Source organism: Pseudomonas sp. (assembly GCF_035512415.1).
Lineage (GTDB): Bacteria > Pseudomonadota > Gammaproteobacteria > Pseudomonadales > Pseudomonadaceae > Aquipseudomonas.
This window is the reverse complement of record NZ_DATKDZ010000005.1, coordinates 37,066-56,272: the sequence shown is the minus strand read 5'-3', so window position 1 is coordinate 56,272 and position 19,207 is coordinate 37,066. Positions and strand designations below refer to the sequence as shown.

General features: G+C 62.5%; 18 protein-coding genes. 3 read left to right on the top strand and 15 right to left on the bottom strand.

Annotation, left to right across the window (positions count from 1 at the left end; translation table 11 throughout):
* Positions 1-26: 26 nt before the first annotated feature.
* The 3 genes from rpoD to rpsU all read right to left on the bottom strand — a co-directional run bounded on the left by rpoD (position 27) and on the right by rpsU (position 4,287).
* Complete coding sequence (gene rpoD / locus VMP31_RS01580) at positions 27-1,874, bottom strand: RNA polymerase sigma factor RpoD (protein WP_325503382.1); 1,848 nt, start codon at positions 1,872-1,874, stop codon at positions 27-29.
* A 67-nt stretch (positions 1,875-1,941) separates the two neighbouring features.
* A complete protein-coding gene (gene dnaG / locus VMP31_RS01575) occupies positions 1,942-3,930 on the bottom strand; it encodes a DNA primase (protein ID WP_325503380.1) in 1,989 nt (662 codons plus the stop codon).
* A gap of 141 nt (positions 3,931-4,071) precedes the next feature.
* Entirely contained in the window at positions 4,072-4,287 is a 216-nt protein-coding gene (gene rpsU / locus VMP31_RS01570) for a 30S ribosomal protein S21 (RefSeq protein WP_003296736.1), read from the bottom strand.
* Positions 4,288-4,493: 206 nt separating this feature from the next.
* On the opposite strand from rpsU, the gene tsaD reads away from it, so the two are divergent.
* Positions 4,494-5,519: a tRNA (adenosine(37)-N6)-threonylcarbamoyltransferase complex transferase subunit TsaD gene (gene tsaD / locus VMP31_RS01565; protein WP_325503378.1), complete on the top strand. Its 1,026-nt coding sequence runs from the start codon at positions 4,494-4,496 to the stop codon at positions 5,517-5,519.
* Positions 5,520-5,544: 25 nt separating this feature from the next.
* On the opposite strand, the gene plsY is transcribed toward tsaD, so the two are convergent.
* Entirely contained in the window at positions 5,545-6,114 is a 570-nt protein-coding gene (gene plsY, locus VMP31_RS01560) for a glycerol-3-phosphate 1-O-acyltransferase PlsY (protein WP_325503376.1), read from the bottom strand.
* 74 nt (positions 6,115-6,188) lie between these two features.
* Here plsY and folB point away from each other — a divergent pair, with 74 nt between their 5' ends.
* Together folB and folK are read left to right on the top strand one after the other, a co-directional pair.
* Positions 6,189-6,545 carry a dihydroneopterin aldolase gene (gene folB / locus VMP31_RS01555; RefSeq protein WP_325503374.1) on the top strand — a complete coding sequence of 119 codons (357 nt, stop codon included), beginning with the start codon at positions 6,189-6,191 and terminating at the stop codon, positions 6,543-6,545.
* Positions 6,536-7,075, top strand: a complete 540-nt coding sequence (folK, locus tag VMP31_RS01550) for a 2-amino-4-hydroxy-6-hydroxymethyldihydropteridine diphosphokinase (RefSeq protein ID WP_325503372.1) — start codon at positions 6,536-6,538, stop codon at positions 7,073-7,075. The genes folB and folK overlap by 10 nt, the downstream gene beginning before the upstream one ends.
* Before the next feature lie 33 nt (positions 7,076-7,108).
* Here folK and VMP31_RS01545 read toward each other — a convergent pair whose 3' ends face one another.
* The 11 genes from VMP31_RS01545 to VMP31_RS01495 all read right to left on the bottom strand — a co-directional run bounded on the left by VMP31_RS01545 (position 7,109) and on the right by VMP31_RS01495 (position 19,206).
* Complete coding sequence (locus VMP31_RS01545; RefSeq protein WP_325503370.1) at positions 7,109-8,377, bottom strand: multifunctional CCA addition/repair protein; 1,269 nt, start codon at positions 8,375-8,377, stop codon at positions 7,109-7,111.
* A 118-nt stretch (positions 8,378-8,495) separates the two neighbouring features.
* Complete coding sequence (locus tag VMP31_RS01540) at positions 8,496-9,008, bottom strand: hypothetical protein (protein WP_325503368.1); 513 nt, start codon at positions 9,006-9,008, stop codon at positions 8,496-8,498.
* 113 nt (positions 9,009-9,121) lie between these two features.
* Entirely contained in the window at positions 9,122-10,687 is a 1,566-nt protein-coding gene (locus VMP31_RS01535) for a SpoVR family protein (RefSeq protein ID WP_325503366.1), read from the bottom strand.
* 10 nt (positions 10,688-10,697) lie between these two features.
* Positions 10,698-11,969 (bottom strand): YeaH/YhbH family protein, encoded by a 1,272-nt coding sequence (locus VMP31_RS01530; RefSeq protein ID WP_325503364.1) that lies wholly within the window; start codon positions 11,967-11,969, stop codon positions 10,698-10,700.
* A 101-nt stretch (positions 11,970-12,070) separates the two neighbouring features.
* On the bottom strand, positions 12,071-13,993 hold the full coding sequence (locus VMP31_RS01525; protein ID WP_325503362.1) for a PrkA family serine protein kinase: 1,923 nt from the start codon (positions 13,991-13,993) through the stop codon (positions 12,071-12,073).
* Between the two features lie 352 nt (positions 13,994-14,345).
* A complete protein-coding gene (glpE, locus tag VMP31_RS01520; protein ID WP_325503360.1) occupies positions 14,346-14,675 on the bottom strand; it encodes a thiosulfate sulfurtransferase GlpE in 330 nt (109 codons plus the stop codon).
* Positions 14,672-15,493: a symmetrical bis(5'-nucleosyl)-tetraphosphatase gene (locus tag VMP31_RS01515; RefSeq protein WP_325503358.1), complete on the bottom strand. Its 822-nt coding sequence runs from the start codon at positions 15,491-15,493 to the stop codon at positions 14,672-14,674. The genes glpE and VMP31_RS01515 overlap by 4 nt, the downstream gene beginning before the upstream one ends.
* Positions 15,493-15,873, bottom strand: a complete 381-nt coding sequence (apaG, locus tag VMP31_RS01510) for a Co2+/Mg2+ efflux protein ApaG (protein ID WP_325503356.1) — start codon at positions 15,871-15,873, stop codon at positions 15,493-15,495. The genes VMP31_RS01515 and apaG overlap by 1 nt, the downstream gene beginning before the upstream one ends.
* Before the next feature lie 17 nt (positions 15,874-15,890).
* Positions 15,891-16,709, bottom strand: a complete 819-nt coding sequence (rsmA, locus tag VMP31_RS01505) for a 16S rRNA (adenine(1518)-N(6)/adenine(1519)-N(6))-dimethyltransferase RsmA (RefSeq protein WP_325503354.1) — start codon at positions 16,707-16,709, stop codon at positions 15,891-15,893.
* A gap of 97 nt (positions 16,710-16,806) precedes the next feature.
* Complete coding sequence (gene pdxA / locus VMP31_RS01500) at positions 16,807-17,799, bottom strand: 4-hydroxythreonine-4-phosphate dehydrogenase PdxA (protein WP_325503352.1); 993 nt, start codon at positions 17,797-17,799, stop codon at positions 16,807-16,809.
* Positions 17,800-17,937: 138 nt separating this feature from the next.
* Positions 17,938-19,206, bottom strand: coding sequence for a peptidylprolyl isomerase (locus VMP31_RS01495; protein WP_414705416.1), 1,269 nt, complete (start codon positions 19,204-19,206; stop codon positions 17,938-17,940).
* Between the last annotated feature and the right edge of the window lies 1 nt (position 19,207).

Genomic DNA, 19,207 nt, shown 5'->3' with positions numbered 1-19,207 from the left:
CCCGGTAGGGCCGGGGGTTTTGTGTGTTACTCGTCGAGGAAGGAGCGTAGGTGCTCGCTTCTCGTCGGGTGGCGCAGCTTGCGCAGCGCCTTGGCTTCGATCTGACGAATCCGCTCGCGGGTGACATCGAACTGCTTACCGACTTCCTCGAGGGTGTGGTCGGTATTCATGTCGATGCCGAAGCGCATGCGCAGTACCTTGGCTTCCCTTGCGGTGAGGCCGGAGAGTACTTCGCGGGTGGCTTCCTTGAGGCTTTCCACGGTCGCCACGTCGATCGGCGATTGCATGGTGGAGTCCTCGATGAAGTCGCCCAGGTGCGAATCTTCGTCGTCGCCGATCGGGGTTTCCATGGAGATCGGCTCTTTGGCGATCTTCAATACCTTGCGGATCTTGTCCTCGGGCATCTCCATGCGCTCACCCAGCTCTTCCGGGGTCGGTTCGCGACCCATTTCCTGCAACATCTGCCGGGAAATGCGGTTGAGCTTGTTGATCGTCTCGATCATGTGCACCGGAATACGGATGGTGCGCGCCTGGTCGGCGATGGAGCGAGTAATCGCCTGACGAATCCACCAGGTGGCATAGGTCGAGAACTTGTAGCCGCGACGGTATTCGAACTTGTCCACCGCCTTCATCAGGCCGATGTTGCCTTCCTGAATCAGGTCGAGGAACTGCAGGCCGCGGTTGGTGTACTTCTTGGCGATCGAGATCACCAGACGCAGGTTGGCTTCAACCATCTCTTTCTTCGCGCGGCGGGCCTTGGCCTCACCGATCGACATGCGACGGTTGATGTCCTTGATTTCAGCCAGGGTCAGCTCGCACTCGGCTTCCAGGGCAGACAGCTTCTGCTGGCAGCGCTGGATGTCGCCTTGCAGGGTGCCGATGGCTTCGGCGTACTTGGCCTTGCCTTTGGCCAGGCCAACAGACCACTCGACATCGATTTCATTGCCCGGGAACAGGCGCAGGAAATCGGCACGTGGCATACGTGCATCACGCACGCAGAGCTGCATAATGGCGCGTTCCTGGGCACGCAGACGCTCAAGGGACCCACGTACGCGCACCACCAGGGCTTCGTACTGCTTGGGCACCAGCTTGATCGGCATAAACAGCTCGGCCATTTCTTTCAGCGCGGCAATGCCTTGCTTGCTGTTACGGCCGTGCTTTTTGAGGGCTTTCTTGGCCAGGTCGAGCGCGTCGCCAATCGCGGTGAAGCGGCGCAGGGCCTCTTCAGGATCCGGACCGCCGTCGCCTTCCTCTTCCTCGTCGTCGCTGTCGTCACCGTCTTCTTCATCGTCCTTGTCGTCAGCGGCGTCGCCGTCCTTTGCAGGGACGGGGGCGGCGGCTTCGGCAGGTACGATGCCGTCATCCGGATCGATATAGCCACTGAGCACTTCAACCAGGCGGCCACCTTCGGTGGTCACACGGGTGTATTCGCCGAGAATGCTGTCGACCGTGCCGGGGAAATGAGCGATAGCGCCCATAACCTCACGAATGCCTTCCTCTATGCGTTTGGCGATTTCGATCTCGCCTTCGCGGGTCAGCAATTCCACGGTGCCCATTTCACGCATATACATGCGCACTGGGTCCGTCGTGCGGCCGATATCGGTCTCCACCGCTGCCAGCGCTGCAGCGGCTTCTTCAGCGGCTGCCTCGTCGGTATCGGCGTCGGCCAACATAAGGGCGTCCGCATCCGGAGCACTCTCGTGTACGGGGATCCCCATGTCGTTGATCATGCGGATGATGTCTTCCACCTGCTCCGGATCAGAAATATCTTCCGGCAGGTGGTCGTTGACCTCTGCGTAAGTCAGATACTTCTGCTCACGACCCAGGGTGATCAACTCTTTGATACGAGACTGCTGTTGCGCTTTTCCGGACATAACACCCTATCCACTGAAGGTCTTGGCGGGCAAAAAACAAGCCGCGGATTATACCCGAGTAACACCCCTAAGCGCCAGTTGGACTCGGGATTACCGGTGATGCATTACGGCTCAGCAAGCTGCGCAGCTGATCTTTCTCTTCTGCGCTTAACTCACTTTGACGGGCTTTGCGCAGCAAATGTTCCAAACTGCGCTCGCGTTGGCGGGCTACTAGACTAGTTATAGTGTCGAAAAACTGTTGTTCAAGGTTGTCGGCCGAAATCAGCCACTCCTTTTCCGCCAGGGCGCGTAGTAGACGGCCCTGTTCGGTGCCATGCCAGCGTGCGATCAGTTGCAGTGAGCGCAGGTTGGGGTTTTTCTGCAGGGCACCAAGCAGGGCGACCAGCAGCTGGGCGTAGGTGTCGTCTTCGGCGGCGAAGTGGCTGACATCTTCGACCTTCTGCGCCAGTTGCGGATGGTGCAAAAGGGTGCGCAGGGCGCTCAGATGTGGCGATTCGACGCTGACAGCGGTGCGTGGCGCGCGCGGGGCGAACTCGCCCTGGCCCTTCTTGTTCCACTTGCCGCCTTCTTTCTTCCAGTTGCCTTTGCCTTTTCCGCTGTTGTGTTCGAATTGCGGCGCGGGGCTGGGGTTTTCGTATTCGTTGCGGCTCGGCTCGACATCGTAGTAAGCGCTGTCGGGGATATCTGAATAGTCCGGGTAATGGCTGGGCGCGGATGGCGCGCTGCTTGCCGGGGCGCTGCTGCTGCGGCTGGCTGGCGCGGCCTGGCTGGGAGCTTCGCCGGCCAGGCCGGTGATTTCGCTGAGGCGCTGGCGCATCAGGGCGCGCAGGTTGTTGCCGGGGATCTTGTCGATCAGCGGCGCGGCCAGGGTCATCAGGTGCGCCTTGCCTTCCAGAGAGCGTGGGTCGGCTTCTTCACAGAGTTGCTGGAAGAAGTAGTCAGCCAGTGGCTGCGCGTGCTGGTTGATGCGGGCGCGGAAGGCGTCGGTGCCTTCGCTGCGTACCAGGGTGTCCGGGTCTTCGCCGTCGGGCAGAAACAGAAAGCGCGCGCGGCGACCGTCCTGCAAGCTCGATAGGGTCGCCTCCAGGGCGCGCCAGGCAGCGTTGCGACCGGCGGCGTCGCCATCGAAGCAGAACAATACGCTGGGTACCACGCGAAACAGGCGCTTGAGGTGTTCTTCGCTGGTGGCGGTGCCGAGGGTGGCGACGGCGTTGCGCAGGCCTTGTTGGGCGAGGGCGATGACGTCCATATAGCCTTCGACCACCATGATCTCGTCGAGGTCGCGGTTGTGCTTGCGGGCTTCGAACAGGCCGTAGAGTTCCTGGCCCTTGTGGAATACCGGGGTTTCCGGGGAGTTCAGGTATTTTGGCTTCTCGTCACCGAGCACCCGGCCGCCAAAGGCAATCACCCGGCCGCGGCTGTCACGGATGGGGAACATGATGCGGTCGCGGAAGCGGTCGTAGCGCTTGCCGGTTTCGGCGTTTTCCACCAGCAGACCGGCGTCGATCATGGCCTTCTGTTGCAGGCTGTCGCTGGCCAGGTGCTTGTGCAGGTTGTCCCAGCCGGGCGGGGCGAAGCCCATGCCGAAGTCGCGGGCGATCTCGCCGGACAGGCCGCGGCCCTTGAGGTAGTCGATGGCGGCCTTGCGCTGCGGGTGGCTCTTCAGGGCCTGCTTGTAGAATTCGGCGGCGGCGGTCAGCAGTGGGTAAAGCGGCGAATCTGTGGGTTGGCGCGGCTTGTTGTTGCGTCCGCCTTCCTCGCGCGGCACTTCCATGCCGGCGCGCTTGGCCAGGTCCTCGATTGCCTGGGGAAAATCCAGTTGGTCGTGGTCCATGACAAAACCCAGGGCGTTGCCGCCGGCCCCGCAGCCAAAACAGTAATAGAACTGTTTGTCCGGGCTGACGCTGAACGAGGGGGTCTTTTCTTTATGGAAGGGGCAGCAGGCGGTGTAGTTCTTGCCAGCCTTTTTCAGCTGGATGCGCGAACTGACCACGTCGACGATATCGGTGCGGTTGAGCAGATCATCGATAAAAGACTGTGGGATCAGGCCGGCCATAGGTGCTCAGGGTACTGCCATGCAGGTGTGCGCGACAGGTATGGGCGGAAACTAAAAGACTCCGATCGTCACCCGAAGGTGGCGCGGAGTCTTAAAGCGAAACCCGGCCGAGGCCGGATGTCGGGCGTTGCTTGTACTGAATTAGTACAGGCGAACGCTGCGGCGCTGTTCGCGCTGTACTTTCTTGGCGTGACGCTTAACAGCGGCTGCTGCTTTGCGCTTACGCTCGGAAGTCGGCTTTTCGTAGAATTCACGGCTGCGAACTTCAGCCAGAACACCGGCTTTTTCGCAGGAGCGCTTGAAACGACGCAGAGCTACGTCGAAGGGTTCGTTCTCTTTAACTTTGACGGCTGGCATCCAGGGCTTACCTTCTTTATTACCGGGGGTAACGTTACTCCGGGCAGATGGCGCTGGAGAACGTAGGTTTTTAAGGGTTGCGGATGTTACCGTCTCATCGCGCGGAATGCAAAGCCTCTGATCGAAAAGCGCTGGTCGGCTCGCCTCGGGGCCTATTATTATGCGCGCCTTCTGCTGTTTAGCCCCTCGAAATCAAGGCGTTGCCCATGCTGGTACTGGGATTGGAAACCTCCTGCGACGAGACCGGTGTCGCGCTCTACGACAGCGAGCGCGGCCTGCTGGCCGATGCCCTGTTTAGCCAGATCGATCTGCACCGGGTGTACGGCGGCGTGGTGCCCGAGCTGGCCTCGCGTGACCACGTCAAACGCATGCTGCCGTTGATCCGCCAGGTGTTGAGCGAGGCCGGCAAGAGCAAATCCGATATCGATGCGATTGCCTATACCGCCGGTCCCGGTCTGGTTGGCGCGCTGCTGGTGGGGGCGTCCTGTGCCCAGGCCCTGGCCTTTGCCTGGGACATTCCGGCCCTGGGTGTACACCATATGGAAGGCCACCTGCTGGCCCCCATGCTGGAAGAAAATCCGCCGGCGTTTCCGTTCGTCGCTTTGTTGGTCTCTGGTGGCCATACCCAGCTGGTGCGCGTCGATGGTATCGGCCAGTACCAACTGCTCGGCGAGTCCCTGGACGACGCTGCAGGCGAGGCATTCGACAAGACCGCCAAGCTGATGGGCCTGCAGTATCCGGGCGGCCCGGAAATCGCGCGGCTGGCGGAAAACGGCACGCCGGGGCGCTTCAAGTTCCCCCGGCCGATGACCGACCGGCCGGGGCTGGAGTTCAGCTTCAGCGGCCTCAAGACCTTTACCTTGAATACCTGGCAGCAGTGCCGCGCCGCGGGTGACGAGGGCGAGCAGACCCGTTGCGATGTCGCCCTGGCCTTTCAGCAGGCGGTGGTCGACACCCTGACCATCAAGTGCAAGCGCGCCCTCAAGCAAACCGGTTTGCGCAACCTGGTGATCGCTGGCGGCGTGAGCGCCAACAAGGCGCTGCGCCTGTCGCTGGAAAGCATGCTCGGCGAACTGAAGGGGGAGGTGTTCTATGCCCGCCCGGCCTTCTGCACCGACAATGGCGCGATGATCGCCTATGCCGGCTGCCAGCGGCTGCTGGCCGGGCAGCATGAGGACCTGAGCATCAAGGTGCAGGCGCGTTGGCCGATGGAGCAGTTGCCGGCGCTTTAGCATGAGCCTGGCTCAGCCTGGCTATTTAAAAATGCCGCTCACGGCCGGCGAACAGATCGCGTAAGTTGCTCCGGTGCCGCCAGACGATCAGGCCAGTGAGTACGCTGACCGGTACCAGTGCCGCGGGTTGTTGCCAGGCCAGCAGGGGCAGGGTCAGGGGCGTAGCTATTAGCGCCGCCAGCGAGCTAGTGCGCGTCATGGAGAAGGTCAGCAGCCAGGCGCAGATGGCCAGCAGCGCAGCGGGCGGGTAGAGTCCCAGCAGCATGCCTGCGGCGGTGGCGACACCCTTGCCGCCGCGGAAGCGAAAGTACACCGGGTAGAGGTGGCCGATGATGGCTGCCAGACCTATCCAGGCCTGCTGTTGCAGGTCGAAGCCGAGCAGGGCGGCGATCAGCACGGGCAGCAGGCCCTTGAGCAGATCGCCGAGCAGGGTCAGCAGGGCTGCGCGTTTGCCCGCCAGCCGCAACATATTGGTGGCACCCGGGTTGCCCGAACCACTGGCGCGCGGGTCCGGTCCGCCGGCCAGGCGGCTGAGCAGTATGGCGAAGGACAACGAGCCGAGCAGGTAGGCGAGGAGCGCCAACAGCCAAAACATGGTATCCATTCCGGGGCAAGGGAGCCCCGATTCTAACTAGGTGCGCCAGTATTGTCGTGCCGCGGAGAGCGTGCTTGGACACAGTTTTTATCGAGGGGCTGGAAGTCGATACGGTGATTGGTGCCTACGACTGGGAGCGCACCATTCGCCAGTGTTTGCGCCTGGACCTGTACCTGGGTTGGGACAATCGCCCGGCAGCGGCCGGCGATGAGCTGGACAAGGCGCTGGACTATGCGGCCGTGGCCACGCGGGTGCAGGCCTTTGCCAGTGAGGCGCAGTTTATTCTGGTGGAAACCTTCGCCGAGCGCCTGGCCGAGCTGCTGATGGCGGAGTTCCAGATTCCCTGGCTGCGGATCAAGCTGACCAAGCCCGGCGCGGTGCCGGCAGCCAGCGGTGGGGTCGGTGTGGAGATCGAGCGCGGATGTCGCTAACGCCAGTTCTGTTGGGCCTGGGCAGCAATGTCGAGCGCGAAGTGCACCTGCGTGCTGGCCTCGAAGCGCTCGCCGGCCTGCTCAGTGAGATGCGCTGCTCGCCGGTGTTCGAAAGCCAGGCGGTGGGTATCAAGAGCGGGCCGTTCTTCAATCTGGTAGTTGCTGGTTACAGCGACTTGCCGCTGGGTGAGCTGGACCGTCGATTGAAGTTTATCGAAGCCGACAATGGCCGCTATGCGCCGGAGCGCAAAGGTTTACCGCTGGATATCGACGTGCTGCTGTATGGCGATCTGGTCGGCAACTTCGATGGCCTGATCCTGCCTCGGGCTGAAATCCTCAAGAACGCCTTCGTGCTCTGGCCGCTTTCGCTATTGGTGCCGGCGCGTTTGCACCCGGGCGAGCAGCGCAGTTTCGCCGATCTGTGGCAGACGGCGCAGATCGAGCAGCAGTTGCAGCCGGTGGCGTTCCAATGGCGTGACGCCGAGTTGACGCCTGCCGAACTGATCCAGGCCTTCCAGCCACAGGCGTAGGGTGGACATGCCGCGGCGCGGCTTGTCCACCGATTAGCCTGTGGATGGTGGACAAGGCTGCGCCATGTCCACTCTACCCTCCATTGCTTTTTTGTAGGCCTTCAGCGCGTTTAAGCGTTCGAGTTTTAGCGCTTCGCCCAACTCTGGGCCTGTGAACCCCTGCTCCAGCAGCGGCTGCACCGCCACCGCGCGGGCCGCGTGCATGGCTCCGCGCAGGTAGTCGGCTTGCGGGTAGTCGCGCTGTTCCAGGCCCAGGCGGCCGCGGGCGTCCATCTCGCAGGCGGCGATAAATTCCTCGAAGCGCTGCGGACGGCGGAATACGTCGAAGCCTTGCAGCAGTTGGAGCAGGGTCGAGGCCTTCAGCTCCAGGGCGCGATGGCCGTGGGTATGGAATTCGCCGACCTGCAGGGCCAGCTCCTGGCAATCCTTGGGCACCTTGCAGCGCTGGTTGATCGCGCGGATCAGCTTGAGGCCCTTGTGCTCATGGGCTATATGTCGCGGCCACTCGGCCTCGGGCGTCAGGCCCTTGCCGACATCGTGCAGCAAGCAGGCCCAGCGTACAGTCAGCGGTTGCTGGTGTTCGGCGCACTGGCGCAGCACGCTGAGCACATGCACGCCGGTATCGATTTCCGGGTGATGGGCGGCCGGCTGCGGAATGCCGAACAGCGTGTCGACTTCCGGCAGCAGAACTGCGAGCGCGCCGCAGTCGCGCAGCACCTGGATAAATACATCCGGGCGCGGCTCCAGCAGGGCGCGGGAGATTTCCTTCCAGCTGCGTTCGGGCGTCAATGCGCTTAACTCGCCGGACTCGCTCAGTTCGCGCATCAGCGCCATGGTTTCTGCCGCGACGGTGAAACCCAGTGGCGCGTAACGGGCAGCGAAGCGGGCGACGCGCAGCACCCGCAGCGGGTCTTCGGCAAAGGCCGGGGACACATGGCGCAGCACCTTGGCCGCCAGGTCGCGCTGACCGCCATAGGGGTCGATCAACTGGCCGTGGTCGTCTTCAGCCATGGCGTTGACGGTCAGGTCGCGGCGGATCAGGTCTTCTTCGAGGGTCACCTCCGGGTTGGCGAAGAAGGTGAAACCGCCATAGCCGCGGCCGCTCTTGCGCTCGGTGCGGGCCAGTGCATATTCCTCGCCGCTTTGTGGATGCAGAAACACCGGAAAGTCCGCCCCCACCGGGCGATAGCCCTGCCCCAGCATCTGCTCGGCGCTGCCACCGACCACTACCCAATCGATCTCGCTGACCTCGCGGCCCAACAGGCGATCACGTACTGCGCCGCCCACTTTGTAAATCTGCATCATTGTTCCTCCGCTAAGTGGGGAGGATAGCGGCTGGCCGCTAACGAGGGGTAGCCTGGATGCAGTTCTGGGGATTTTCAGCGTGACCCCGGATTGCATCCGGGCTGCGGACTGTCTGTCAGATGGCCGCTTCGGGGATCTGCTGCAGTAGCGCCTGGGTGGCGCGCTCGAGCAGTTCGGCGCTGTCTTTGGCGGGGCTCAGGCCGGTGCTGATCAGGCCTTCCCAGAGGGTTTTCTGCTCTGGGGTGGTCAGGCGGATACGCAGGGTGCCGGTGCTGTCGCGCAGGCGATGGAGCGCCTGGTAGGGGCCGAGCGGTGTCGGCGGGGCGGCTTCGACGTGGAAGTCCAGGGGGCTGTCCTGCACGGCCAGCCAGTAATAGACCAGGATCTGTGCCTCATGGCTGGCGTGATAGCCGCGCTGGGTAAGGCCTTCGCGCAGCAGCTGGTCGAGCTGGCGGTAGCGATTGGCGAAGGGTAACGGGCCGTTGACCGCCTGTTCGGCGGCGATCAGTTCGAAGCCGCGGCTTTGCGTCAGCTCGGGGCTGGCCAGGGTGATCACCTGGACGTGGGGCGGCTGGCTGCTGCAGGTGGCCAGGGCCAGGCACAGCAGTAGAACGATAAACAGACGCATAAGGACATTCCCAGGGAGACAAGAGGCTGTTGCCGTTTCGTTCGCGGTTCGCGATGAAACGGCAGCAGACCCTGTCGTTCATGCTGGGTGGCGTGGGCATGGGGCGCAACCGATCAAATGGGCGGGATGATCAGGTCCAGGCGCGGGTAATCGCCCTCATGTTCCACTTCGTTCTTCGGTGGCACGTGCTGGGTGTTGATCAGCTTGTCGTCTTGCATGATCTGCAGGTGGATATCGAAGCCCCACAGGCGGTGCAGGTGCTTGAGTACTTCGTCGGTGGAGTTGCCCAGGGGTTTGCGGTCGTGCTGCTGGTGGCGCAGGGTCAGGGAGCGGTCGCCGCGCCGATCGATACTCCAGATCTGCACATTGGGCTCGCGGTTGCCCAGGTTGTACTGCGCGGCCAGGGTTTCACGAATCTGCTGGTAGCCGGGCTCGTCGTGGATCGCCGGGACATACAGCTCGTCCTTCTGGTCGTCATCGAGAATGCTGAACAGTTTGAGGTCGCGGATCACCTTGGGCGACAGGTACTGCAGGATAAAACTCTCGTCCTTGAAGCTCTTCATGGCGAACTTGAGGGTGCTTAGCCAGTCGCTGCCGGCGATATCGGGGAACCAGCGGCGGTCTTCATCGGTGGGCTCCTCGCAGATACGGCGCAGGTCGCGGTACATGGCAAAGCCCAGGGTGTAGGGGTTGATGCCGCTGTAATAGGGGCTGTCGAACGGCGGCTGATAGACCACGCTGGTGTGCGACTGGAGGAACTCGATCATAAAGCCGTCGGTGACCAGGCCCTCGTCGTACAGGTCGTTCATCAGGGTGTAGTGCCAGAAGGTGGCCCAGCCCTCGTTCATCACCTGGGTCTGGCGTTGCGGGTAGAAGTACTGGGCGATCTTGCGCACGATGCGGATCACCTCGCGCTGCCAGGGCTCTAGCAGCGGGGCATGTTTTTCCAGGAAGTAGAGGATGTTTTCCTGCGGTTCTGCGGGGAAACGCTTGTTGTCCTTGTCACCGCCCTTGCTGGCGTTCTTGGGGATGGTGCGCCAGAGGTCGTTGATCTGTTTCTGCAGGTGCTCCTCGCGGTCCTTCATGCGCCGCCGCTCTTCCTCGGCGGAGATCGGGTAGGGACGCTTGTAGCGGTCGACGCCGTAGTTCATCAGCGCATGGCAGGAGTCGAGCAGGTCTTCCACCGCGTCGATGCCGTGGCGTTCTTCGCATTGCATGATGTACTGCTTGGCGAACACCAGGTAATCGATAATCGAGCTGGCATCGGTCCAGGTGCGGAACAGGTAGTTGCCCTTGAAGAAGCTGTTGTGGCCGTAGCAGGCGTGGGCGATCACCAGCGCCTGCATGCAGATGGTGTTCTCTTCCATCAGGTAGGCGATGCACGGGTCGGAGTTGATCACGATCTCGTAGGCCAGGCCCATCTGTCCGCGCTTGTAACCTTTCTCGGTAGCGAGAAAGTGCTTACCGTAGGACCAGTGGTGATAGCCCAGGGGCATGCCCACCGAGGCGTAGGCGTCCATCATCTGCTCGGCGGTGATCACCTCGATCTGGTTGGGGTAGGTGTCCAGCGCATAGCGTTCGGCGATACGGCCGATTTCGCGGTCGTAGGCGCGGACCAGTTCGAAGGTCCACTCCGAGCCGGTGGACAGCGGCAGGCGCTTTTTCTCGGTTGCGGTCATGGCACGGCCCTCAGGTCGTCATTCGGCGCTGGAACAGTTCGCGGAACACCGGGTAGATATCGCCGGCCGATACCAGCTGTTGCTGGGCAAAGGTATCGGCGAAGCTCTCGGCCACCTGTTCGTACTCGTACCACAGCGCCTGGTGCTCGCGCGGGGTGATCTCGACGTAGGTGAAGTACTGCACGAACGGCATGATCTGCTTGATCAATATATCGCGGCACACGGGCGAGTCATCATTCCAGTTGTCGCCATCCGATGCCTGGGCGGCGTAGATATTCCACTCGTTGAGCGGGTAGCGCGTGGTCATGATCTCCTGCATCAGCTTGAGTGCGCTGGAGACGATGGTGCCGCCGGTCTCGCGGGAGTAGAAGAACTCCTCCTCATCCACCTCGCGGGCGCTGGTGTGATGGCGGATAAACACCACCTCGATCTTGTCGTAATTACGTTTGAGGAACAGGTACAGGAGGATAAAGAAGCGCTTGGCGATGTCCTTGGTCGACTGGGTCATGGAGCCGGAGACGTCCATCAGGCAGAACATCACCGCCTTGGAGCTGGGGTTGGGCTGCTTGACCAGCAGGTTGTACTTGAGGTCGAAGGTGTCGAGGAAGGGCACCCGCTTGACCCGCGCGCGCAGCTTGACGAGTTCCTCTTCGAGGGCCTGGATATCGCCGAAGTTGTCCGGCTGTTCCACGCGCAGGCGTTGCAGTTCGCTTTCCGCGGTTTTCAGCCTGGCCCGGCTGCTGCCGGACAGGGCGATGCGCCGGGCGTGGGCCGAGCGCAGGGTGCGGACGATATTGATCCGTGACGGGTTGCCCTCGTTGCTGATGCCGGCGCGTACATGCTTGAAGGTGTCGCTGCCGGTCAGGTGGCGTTTGACCAGGTTGGGCAGCTCCAGGTCCTCGAACATAAAGTCGAGGAATTCCTCCTGGGTGATCTGAAACACGAACTCGTCCATACCTTCGCCGGAGTTGCTCGCCTTGCCTGCACCCTGACCGCCGCCACCGCCTTGCGGGCGGGCAATCTTCTCGCCGGTAGTGAATTCGCGGTTGCCGGGGTGCACGGTGGTCTGGCGGCCGCCGCGGCCGTGGTGCAGCACCGGCTCGTCGATATCGCGGCCGGGAATGCTGATCTGTTCGCCGTGCTCCATATCGGTGATGGAGCGGCGGCTGACGGCTTCCTCCACCGCCTTCTTGATATGGTCACGGTAGCGCCGCAGAAAGCGTTGGCGGTTGACCGTGCTCTTGTTCTTGCCATTCAGACGTCGATCGATCACATGGCTCATGGGCCCCTCCGGGGAGCTGCAAGCCACAAGCCGCAAGCTGCAAGGGCGACCACGAGTGGCCGCGTCTATTTGCAGCTTAAAGCTTGCTGCTTATGGCTGCTTTACTGCGATTTACGAACCCGTAGATACCACTCGGACAGCAGGCGCACCTGCTTGTCGGTGTAGCCGCGTTCGACCATGCGAGTGACGAAGTCGTTGTGTTTCTGTTGGTCCTCCTTGCTGGCCTTGGCGTTGAAGCTGATAACCGGCAGCAGGTCTTCGGTGTTGGAGAACATCTTCTTCTCGATGACCACGCGCAGCTTCTCGTAGCTGAGCCAGGTGGGGTTCTTGCCGTTGTTGTTGGCCCGGGCGCGCAGCACGAAGTTGACGATTTCGTTGCGGAAATCCTTGGGGTTGCTGATGCCGGCCGGTTTTTCGATCTTCTCCAGCTCTTCGTTGAGCGCCACGCGGTTGAGGATTTCGCCGGTTTCCGGGTCGCGGTATTCCTGATCCTGAATCCAGAAGTCGGCGTACAGCACATAGCGGTCGAAGATGTTCTGCCCGTATTCGCTGTAGGACTCCAGGTAGGCGGTCTGGATTTCCTTGCCGATAAACTCGATATAGCGTGGTGCCAGGTACTCCTTGATAAAGCGCAGGTAGCGCTCGCGCACCTCGGCGGGGAACTGTTCCTGCTCGATCTGCTGCTCCAGCACATAGAGCAGGTGCACCGGGTTGGCGGCGATTTCGTGGGGGTCGAAGTTGAACACCTTGGACAGAATCTTGAAGGCGAAGCGGGTCGACAGACCGTTCATACCCTCGTCGACGCCAGCCGTATCGCGGTATTCCTGAATCGACTTGGCCTTGGGGTCGGTGTCCTTGAGGTTTTCGCCGTCATACACGCGCATCTTCGAGTAAACGTTGGAGTTTTCCGGCTCCTTGAGGCGGCTCAGCACCGAGAACTGGGCGAGCATCTTCAGGGTGTCCGGGGCGCAGTGGGCCTTGGACAGGGAGCTGTTGGCCAGCAGCTTGTCGTAGATCTTGATCTCGTCGGTCACGCGCAGGCAGTAGGGCACCTTGACGATATAGATACGGTCGATAAAGGCTTCGTTGTTCTTGTTGTTGCGGAAGCTGTGCCACTCCGATTCGTTGGAGTGGGCCAGGAGGATGCCGTTGTAGGGAATCGCGCCGAGGCCTTCGGTGCTGTTGTAGTTGCCTTCCTGGGTGGCGGTCAGCAGCGGATGCAGCACCTTGATCGGGGCCTTGAACATCTCGACGAATTCCATCAGGCCCTGGTTGGCCCGGCACAGCGCACCCGAGTAGCTATAGGCGTCGGCGTCGTTCTGCGGGAATTCCTCCAGCTTGCGGATATCCACCTTGCCCACCAGCGAGGAAATGTCCTGGTTGTTCTCATCGCCCGGCTCGGTCTTGGCCACGGCAATCTGGTTGAGGATCGAGGGGTACAGTTTGACCACGCGGAAATGGCTGATATCGCCGCCGTATTCCTGCAGGCGCTTGGTTGCCCAGGGCGACATGATGCTGCTCAGGTAGCGCCGCGAAATGCCGTACTCCTCTTCGAGGATGGCACCGTCCTCGGCGTCGCTGAACAGCCCCAGAGGCGACTCGAACACCGGCGAGTCCTTGATCGCATAGAAGGGCACCTTCTCCATCAGGTGCTTGAGTTTTTCCGCCAGGGAGGACTTGCCGCCGCCGACCGGGCCGAGCAGATAGAGGATCTGTTTCTTCTCTTCCAGGCCCTGGGCGGCATGGCGGAAGTAGGAAACGATCTGGTCGATGCACTCTTCCATACCATGGAAGTCGGCGAAGGCCGGGTAACGGCGGATCACCTTGTTGGAGAAGATTCTGGAAAGCCGCGGATCGGTCGAGGTGTCGAGCAGTTCTGCCTCGCCAATGGCCAGCAGCAGGCGTTCGGCTGCCGAGGCATAGGCGCTGCGATCCTGCTTGCACAGTTCGAGGTACTCCTGGAGGGTGAGTTCCTCCTGTCGAGTCGCTTCGAAACGTTGCTGGAAGTGGCTGAAAATGCTCATGACTTCACCTCGCTCGATGCTGGGAGCCGGTGCCATATCGGTTGTACGGGGCTATTGATCAGCTGACGCGTCAGCCGAGAAGAGTCCCCCAGTACAGCAAAAGTCTACCGATGGCCCGGGTGCCGGTTGGCCGGCGCTACCTTTTTTTGGATGGCCTGAGCTAAAGGATAGTTCGGTTTCAGCGAGAGAAAGGCGCGCTTAACGATAACAGGATATTACCGTTGGTCGGGATGCCCGGCAGGCCAGGGCGGGCGCGGCCTGCCGGGGGTGGAAAAAAATCCCTGGGAGCCATTTTTAACGTCGCGCAGCGACGGCCCGCTGGGTGGCCGCCAGGGATGGCAGGCTATTAAAATTATTCCGCGCCGCCCTGGGCGGTGTCCGCGGGGAAGGTGGCGCGCCACAGTTCAAAACCGCCGTCCAGGCTGTAGACCTCGCTGAAGCCCTGGCCCACCAGATAGGCCGCTGCACTCTGGCTGGAGTTGCCGTGGTAACAGGCGACGATCAGCGGCGCGTCGAGATCGGCCTTGGCGATAAAGTCGTGCAGCGAGTGGTTGTCCAGGTGCAGCGAGCCGCTGATATGGCCGGCGGCAAAGCTCTGCGGATCGCGGATGTCGACCACTACCGCGCCATGTTGGCGCAGAGCCTGGGCCTGCTCGGGGGGAATGCGTTTGAACTCGCTCATGCTTGCTCCTTACAGTCGCAGCGCTGTTGTTCGCCGCTGTCGATATTCACCAGGGTCATCTGGCCGCCCCAGACGCAGCCGGTATCCAGGGCTAGCACCTTGGGCTCCGAGCATTGGCCTTCCAGCGCTGCCCAGTGGCCGAAGATGATGCGGTGGTTGCGGGTCTTGCGCTGCTTGTAGCTAAACCAGGGCGCGTAGCCCGCGGGGGCGCTGCCGACGCCTTCCTTGCTGCTCAGGTCGAGGGTGCCGTCGGCCTTGCAGAAGCGCATGCGGGTGAAATAGTTGGTGATCACCCGCAGGCGAGCCACGCCGTTCAGGTCCTTGTCCCACTTGGCCGGCTCGTTGCCGTACATGCCATCGAGAAACAGCGGGAAGCGCGCGTCGTCGCGCAGCGCTTCCTCGACTTCGGCCGCGCGCCTGAGGGCTTTATGCAGTGTCCACTGCGGCGGGATGCCGGCATGCACCAGGGCGGTGTCGCGTTCGGCATCGTAATGCAGCAGCTTCTGCCGGCGCAGCCAGTCGAGCAGATCGGCGGCATCCGGAGCCTCGATGATCTCGCGCAGGGTGTCGCCCTTTTTCAGGCGCTCGATATTGTGCGCCACGGCCAGCAGGTGCAGGTCGTGGTTGCCCAGCACGCAGGTCAGGGCGTCGCGCATGCCATAGAGAAAGCGCAGGGTTTCCAGGGACTGCGGCCCGCGGTTGACCAGATCGCCGACCAGCCACAGTTTGTCCTGCGCCGGGTCAAAGGCCACGCGCTCAAGCAGGCATTGCAGGGGTTTCAGGCAGCCTTGCAGATCGCCAACGGCATAAGTGGCCATCAGTGCAGCGAGCCCGGCACCGCCAGGCGGAAGGGGGCGATGGTGGCGTCGAAGCGTTTGCCGTCTTCAGCGAGCATCTGGTAGCTGCCCTGCATGGTGCCGACACGGCTGCTCATCACCGTGCCGCTGCTGTAGGTGTGGCTGTGGCCCGGTTCGATCAGCGGTTGCTGGCCAATCACGCCGGAGCCGCGCACTTCCTGCACGCGGCCGTCGCCGTTGGTGATGATCCAGTGGCGCGAGAGCAGCTTGGCCGGCACCTGACCGTTGTTGCTCACCGTCACTGTGTAGGCGAAGGCGAAGCGGTTCTGTTCCGGCTGCGACTGCTCTGGCAGGTAGCGGGTGACGACGCTGACGTCGACCTGATAACGGGGATCACTCATAAGAGGGGCTCGCTGGGCTACTGCTCATTTTGGTCCGCACTGCTGGGTTGTATGGCCAATTGGTCCGCGAGGCGGACAAAGGCGGCCAGGTCCAGTTGTTCGGGGCGCAGGCTGCCGTCTACTTCGGCGGCTTCGATGGCGCTGGCTGGCAGCAGGGCCTTGAGGGTGTTGCGCAAGGTTTTGCGGCGCTGGTTGAAGGCTTCGCGCACCACGCGTTCGAGCAGGTGATGGTCCTTGGCCGGGTGCGGCAGCACCTCGTGGGGTACCAGGCGGACGATCGCCGAGTCGACCTTGGGCGGTGGGTTGAAGGCACCGGGGCCGACGTTGAACAGATGTTCCACGCGGCAGTGGTACTGCACCATGATCGACAGGCGGCCCCAGTCACCACCACCCGGTGTGGCGGCCAGGCGTTCGACAACTTCTTTCTGCAGCATAAAGTGCATGTCGCGGATCAGCGCGGCATTGCTCAACAGGTGGAAGATCAGCGGCGTGGAGATGTTGTACGGCAGGTTGCCCACTACCCGCAGGCTGCGCGGTGCGGCCTGCAACTGGTTGAAGTCGAATTTGAGCGCGTCGCCCTGGTTCAGGCGAAAGCGCGGGTTGTTGCCGAACTGGTGCTGCAGGATCGGGATCAGGTCGCGGTCCAGTTCGATCACATCGAGCTGCGCGCCGCTATCGAGCAGGCCCTCGGTCAGTGCGCCCTGGCCCGGGCCGATCTCCAGCATATGCTCGCCTTCGCGGGCATGGATGGCGCGCAGGATGCGGTGGATCACCCCGGCGTCATGCAGGAAGTTCTGGCCAAAGCGCTTGCGCGCGCGGTGTTGGTATTCGGACATCAAGGGCAGCTCCAGGCCTCAAGCTGCAAGCTTAAAGCGTAAACAAAGAGCGGCAGTTTAACAGCATTGGCGGCGCAAGCCGTAGCGCCGCCAATGCTCAGGCGCGGCTGGCAGCCATCTGGTAGGCGGTTTCCAGGGCCACCTGCAGGCTGCCGCTGTCGATCCGGCCGCTGCTGGCCAAGTCCAGGGCGGTGCCGTGATCCACAGACGTGCGGATGATCGGCAGGCCCAGGGTGACATTGACCGCCGCGCCGAAACCCTTGTACTTGAGCACCGGCAGGCCCTGGTCGTGATACATGGCCAGCACCGCATCGCAGTGCTCCAGGTGCTTGGGGGTGAACAGGGTGTCGGCTGGCAGCGGACCGATCAGCTCGATACCTTCGCCGCGAAGCTGCTCGAGGGTCGGTTCGATGATCTCGATTTCCTCGCGGCCCAGATGGCCGCCTTCGCCAGCATGGGGGTTGAGGCCGCAGACCAGAATGCGTGGTCGGGCGATGCCGAATTTCGTGCGCAGGTCATGGTCGAGAATGCGTGTGACCCGCGCCAGGCGCTCGGGGGTGATGGCGGCGGCGACGTCCTTGAGCGGCAGGTGGGTGGTCACCAGGGCCACGCGCAGACCGTGGGTGGCGAGCATCATGACTACCTGTTCGGTGGCGGTCAGCTCGGCGAGAAACTCGGTATGCCCGGAGAAGGCAATCCCGGCCTGGTTGATCACACCCTTGTGCACCGGGGCGGTGATCATCCCGGCGAAGTGCCCGTCGAGGCAGCCCTGGCCGGCGCGGCTCAGGGTTGCCAGCACATAGGCGGCGTTGCCCTGGTCCAGTTGCCCGGCCTGCACCGGCGTGCCCAGCGGGGTATCCCAGACATACAGGCTGCCGGCGGGGGCGGGTTGCTGCGGCCAATTGCCGGGGCCGACGTCCAGCAGCTGAATTCTCAGGTCCAGCTGCTGCGCGCGTTCGGCCAGTAGGGCGGTGCTGGCGATGGCGACAAGTGCGTGCGGCTGGGCTGCGCGAGCCAGCAGCAGGCACAGGTCGGGGCCAATGCCGGCGGGCTCGCCGGGGGTTAATGCGAAAAGGCGGGAAGTGGTCATCGGCTGGCTCTCGCGGGTAATCCGTCAACGGGGTTGGGGCGACGCTTGATGGTAGCGTCGGGGCGCTAATAAAGGACGAAAAAAAGCCCGACTCGCGCAGTGCGCTGAGTCGGGCTGGGTCACCTGAGAGCTGGCCGCTTAGAGCTTGCTCTCGACATAGGCTTCATCGCGGATCTGACGCAGCCAGACCTGCAGCTCTTCGTCGTACTTGCGGTTACGCAGCAGGGTCAGGGCCTGTTGCTCGCGGTACTGGGCGCTGCTGTCAGTGGCGCGGCGACCCATGACTTCCAGGACGTGCCAGCCGAAGGGGCTCTGGAACGGCTTGGACAGCTCGCCCGCCGGGGTGTTGTTCATCACTTCGCGGAACTCGGGAACCAGAGCGTTGGGGTCGATCCAGTTAAGCACACCGCCGTTAAGGGCCGAGCCCGGATCTTCGGAGAAGCTCTTCGCCAGCTCGCTGAAATCTTCGCCGGCCTGGATGCGCTGATACAGGCGCTCAATCAGGCGTTTGGTTTCGGCTTCGCTGCGGATCTCACTGGGCTTGATCAGGATATGTCGGACATTGACCTCGTCGCGTACCTGGCTGTCGCCGCCGCGCTTCTCCAGCACCTTGAGCAGGATAAAACCGCCCGGGGTGCGCATCGGTTCGGTGACATCACCCGCCGACAGGCTGGTCAGCATGGTGTCGAACGGCGGTGGTAGCTGGCCAGCTTTGCGCCAGCCCATTTCGCCGCCTTCCAGTGCGGTTTCGCTGGCCGAACGGGCAATGGCCAGCTGGGCGAAGTCGGCACCTTGCTGCAATTGCTCGTACAGCTCGCGGGCCTGGCGCTCGGCGGCCTGGATGTCCTGCGAGGACGCGCCTTCGCTGACCGGGATCAGGATATTGGCCAGTCGGTACTCTTCCGACAGCTGCATCTTGCCCATGTCCGAGGCGAGGAAGTTCTGCACTTCCTGATCGGTCACCTGGATGCGCTCGGCGACGCGGCGCTGACGCACACGGCTGATGATCATCTCGCGGCGCACCTGGTCGCGGGCATCAACATAGGACAGACCGTCGGCCGCCAGGGCCGCGCGGAACTGGTCGATATTCATGCCGTTGCGCTGGGCAATGGTGCCGATGGCTTGGTTGAGCTCTTCATCGGTGATGCGAATGCCGGAGCGATCACCGATCTGCAGCTGGATATTCTCGATGATCAGGCGTTCCAGCACCTGCTGGCTGAGCACGTGCTCAGGGGGCAAGGCCGCGCCGCGCTTGGCGATGGTTTGCTGCACCTCGCGCAGGCGGGAGTCGAGCTGGCTCTGCATCACCACGTCGTTGTCGACAATCGCTACCACGCGGTTGAGCGGTTGTACTTCGGCTTGCGCCGCAGCACCCAGAAACAGCGCGCCCAACAGCAGCGGGCGCATG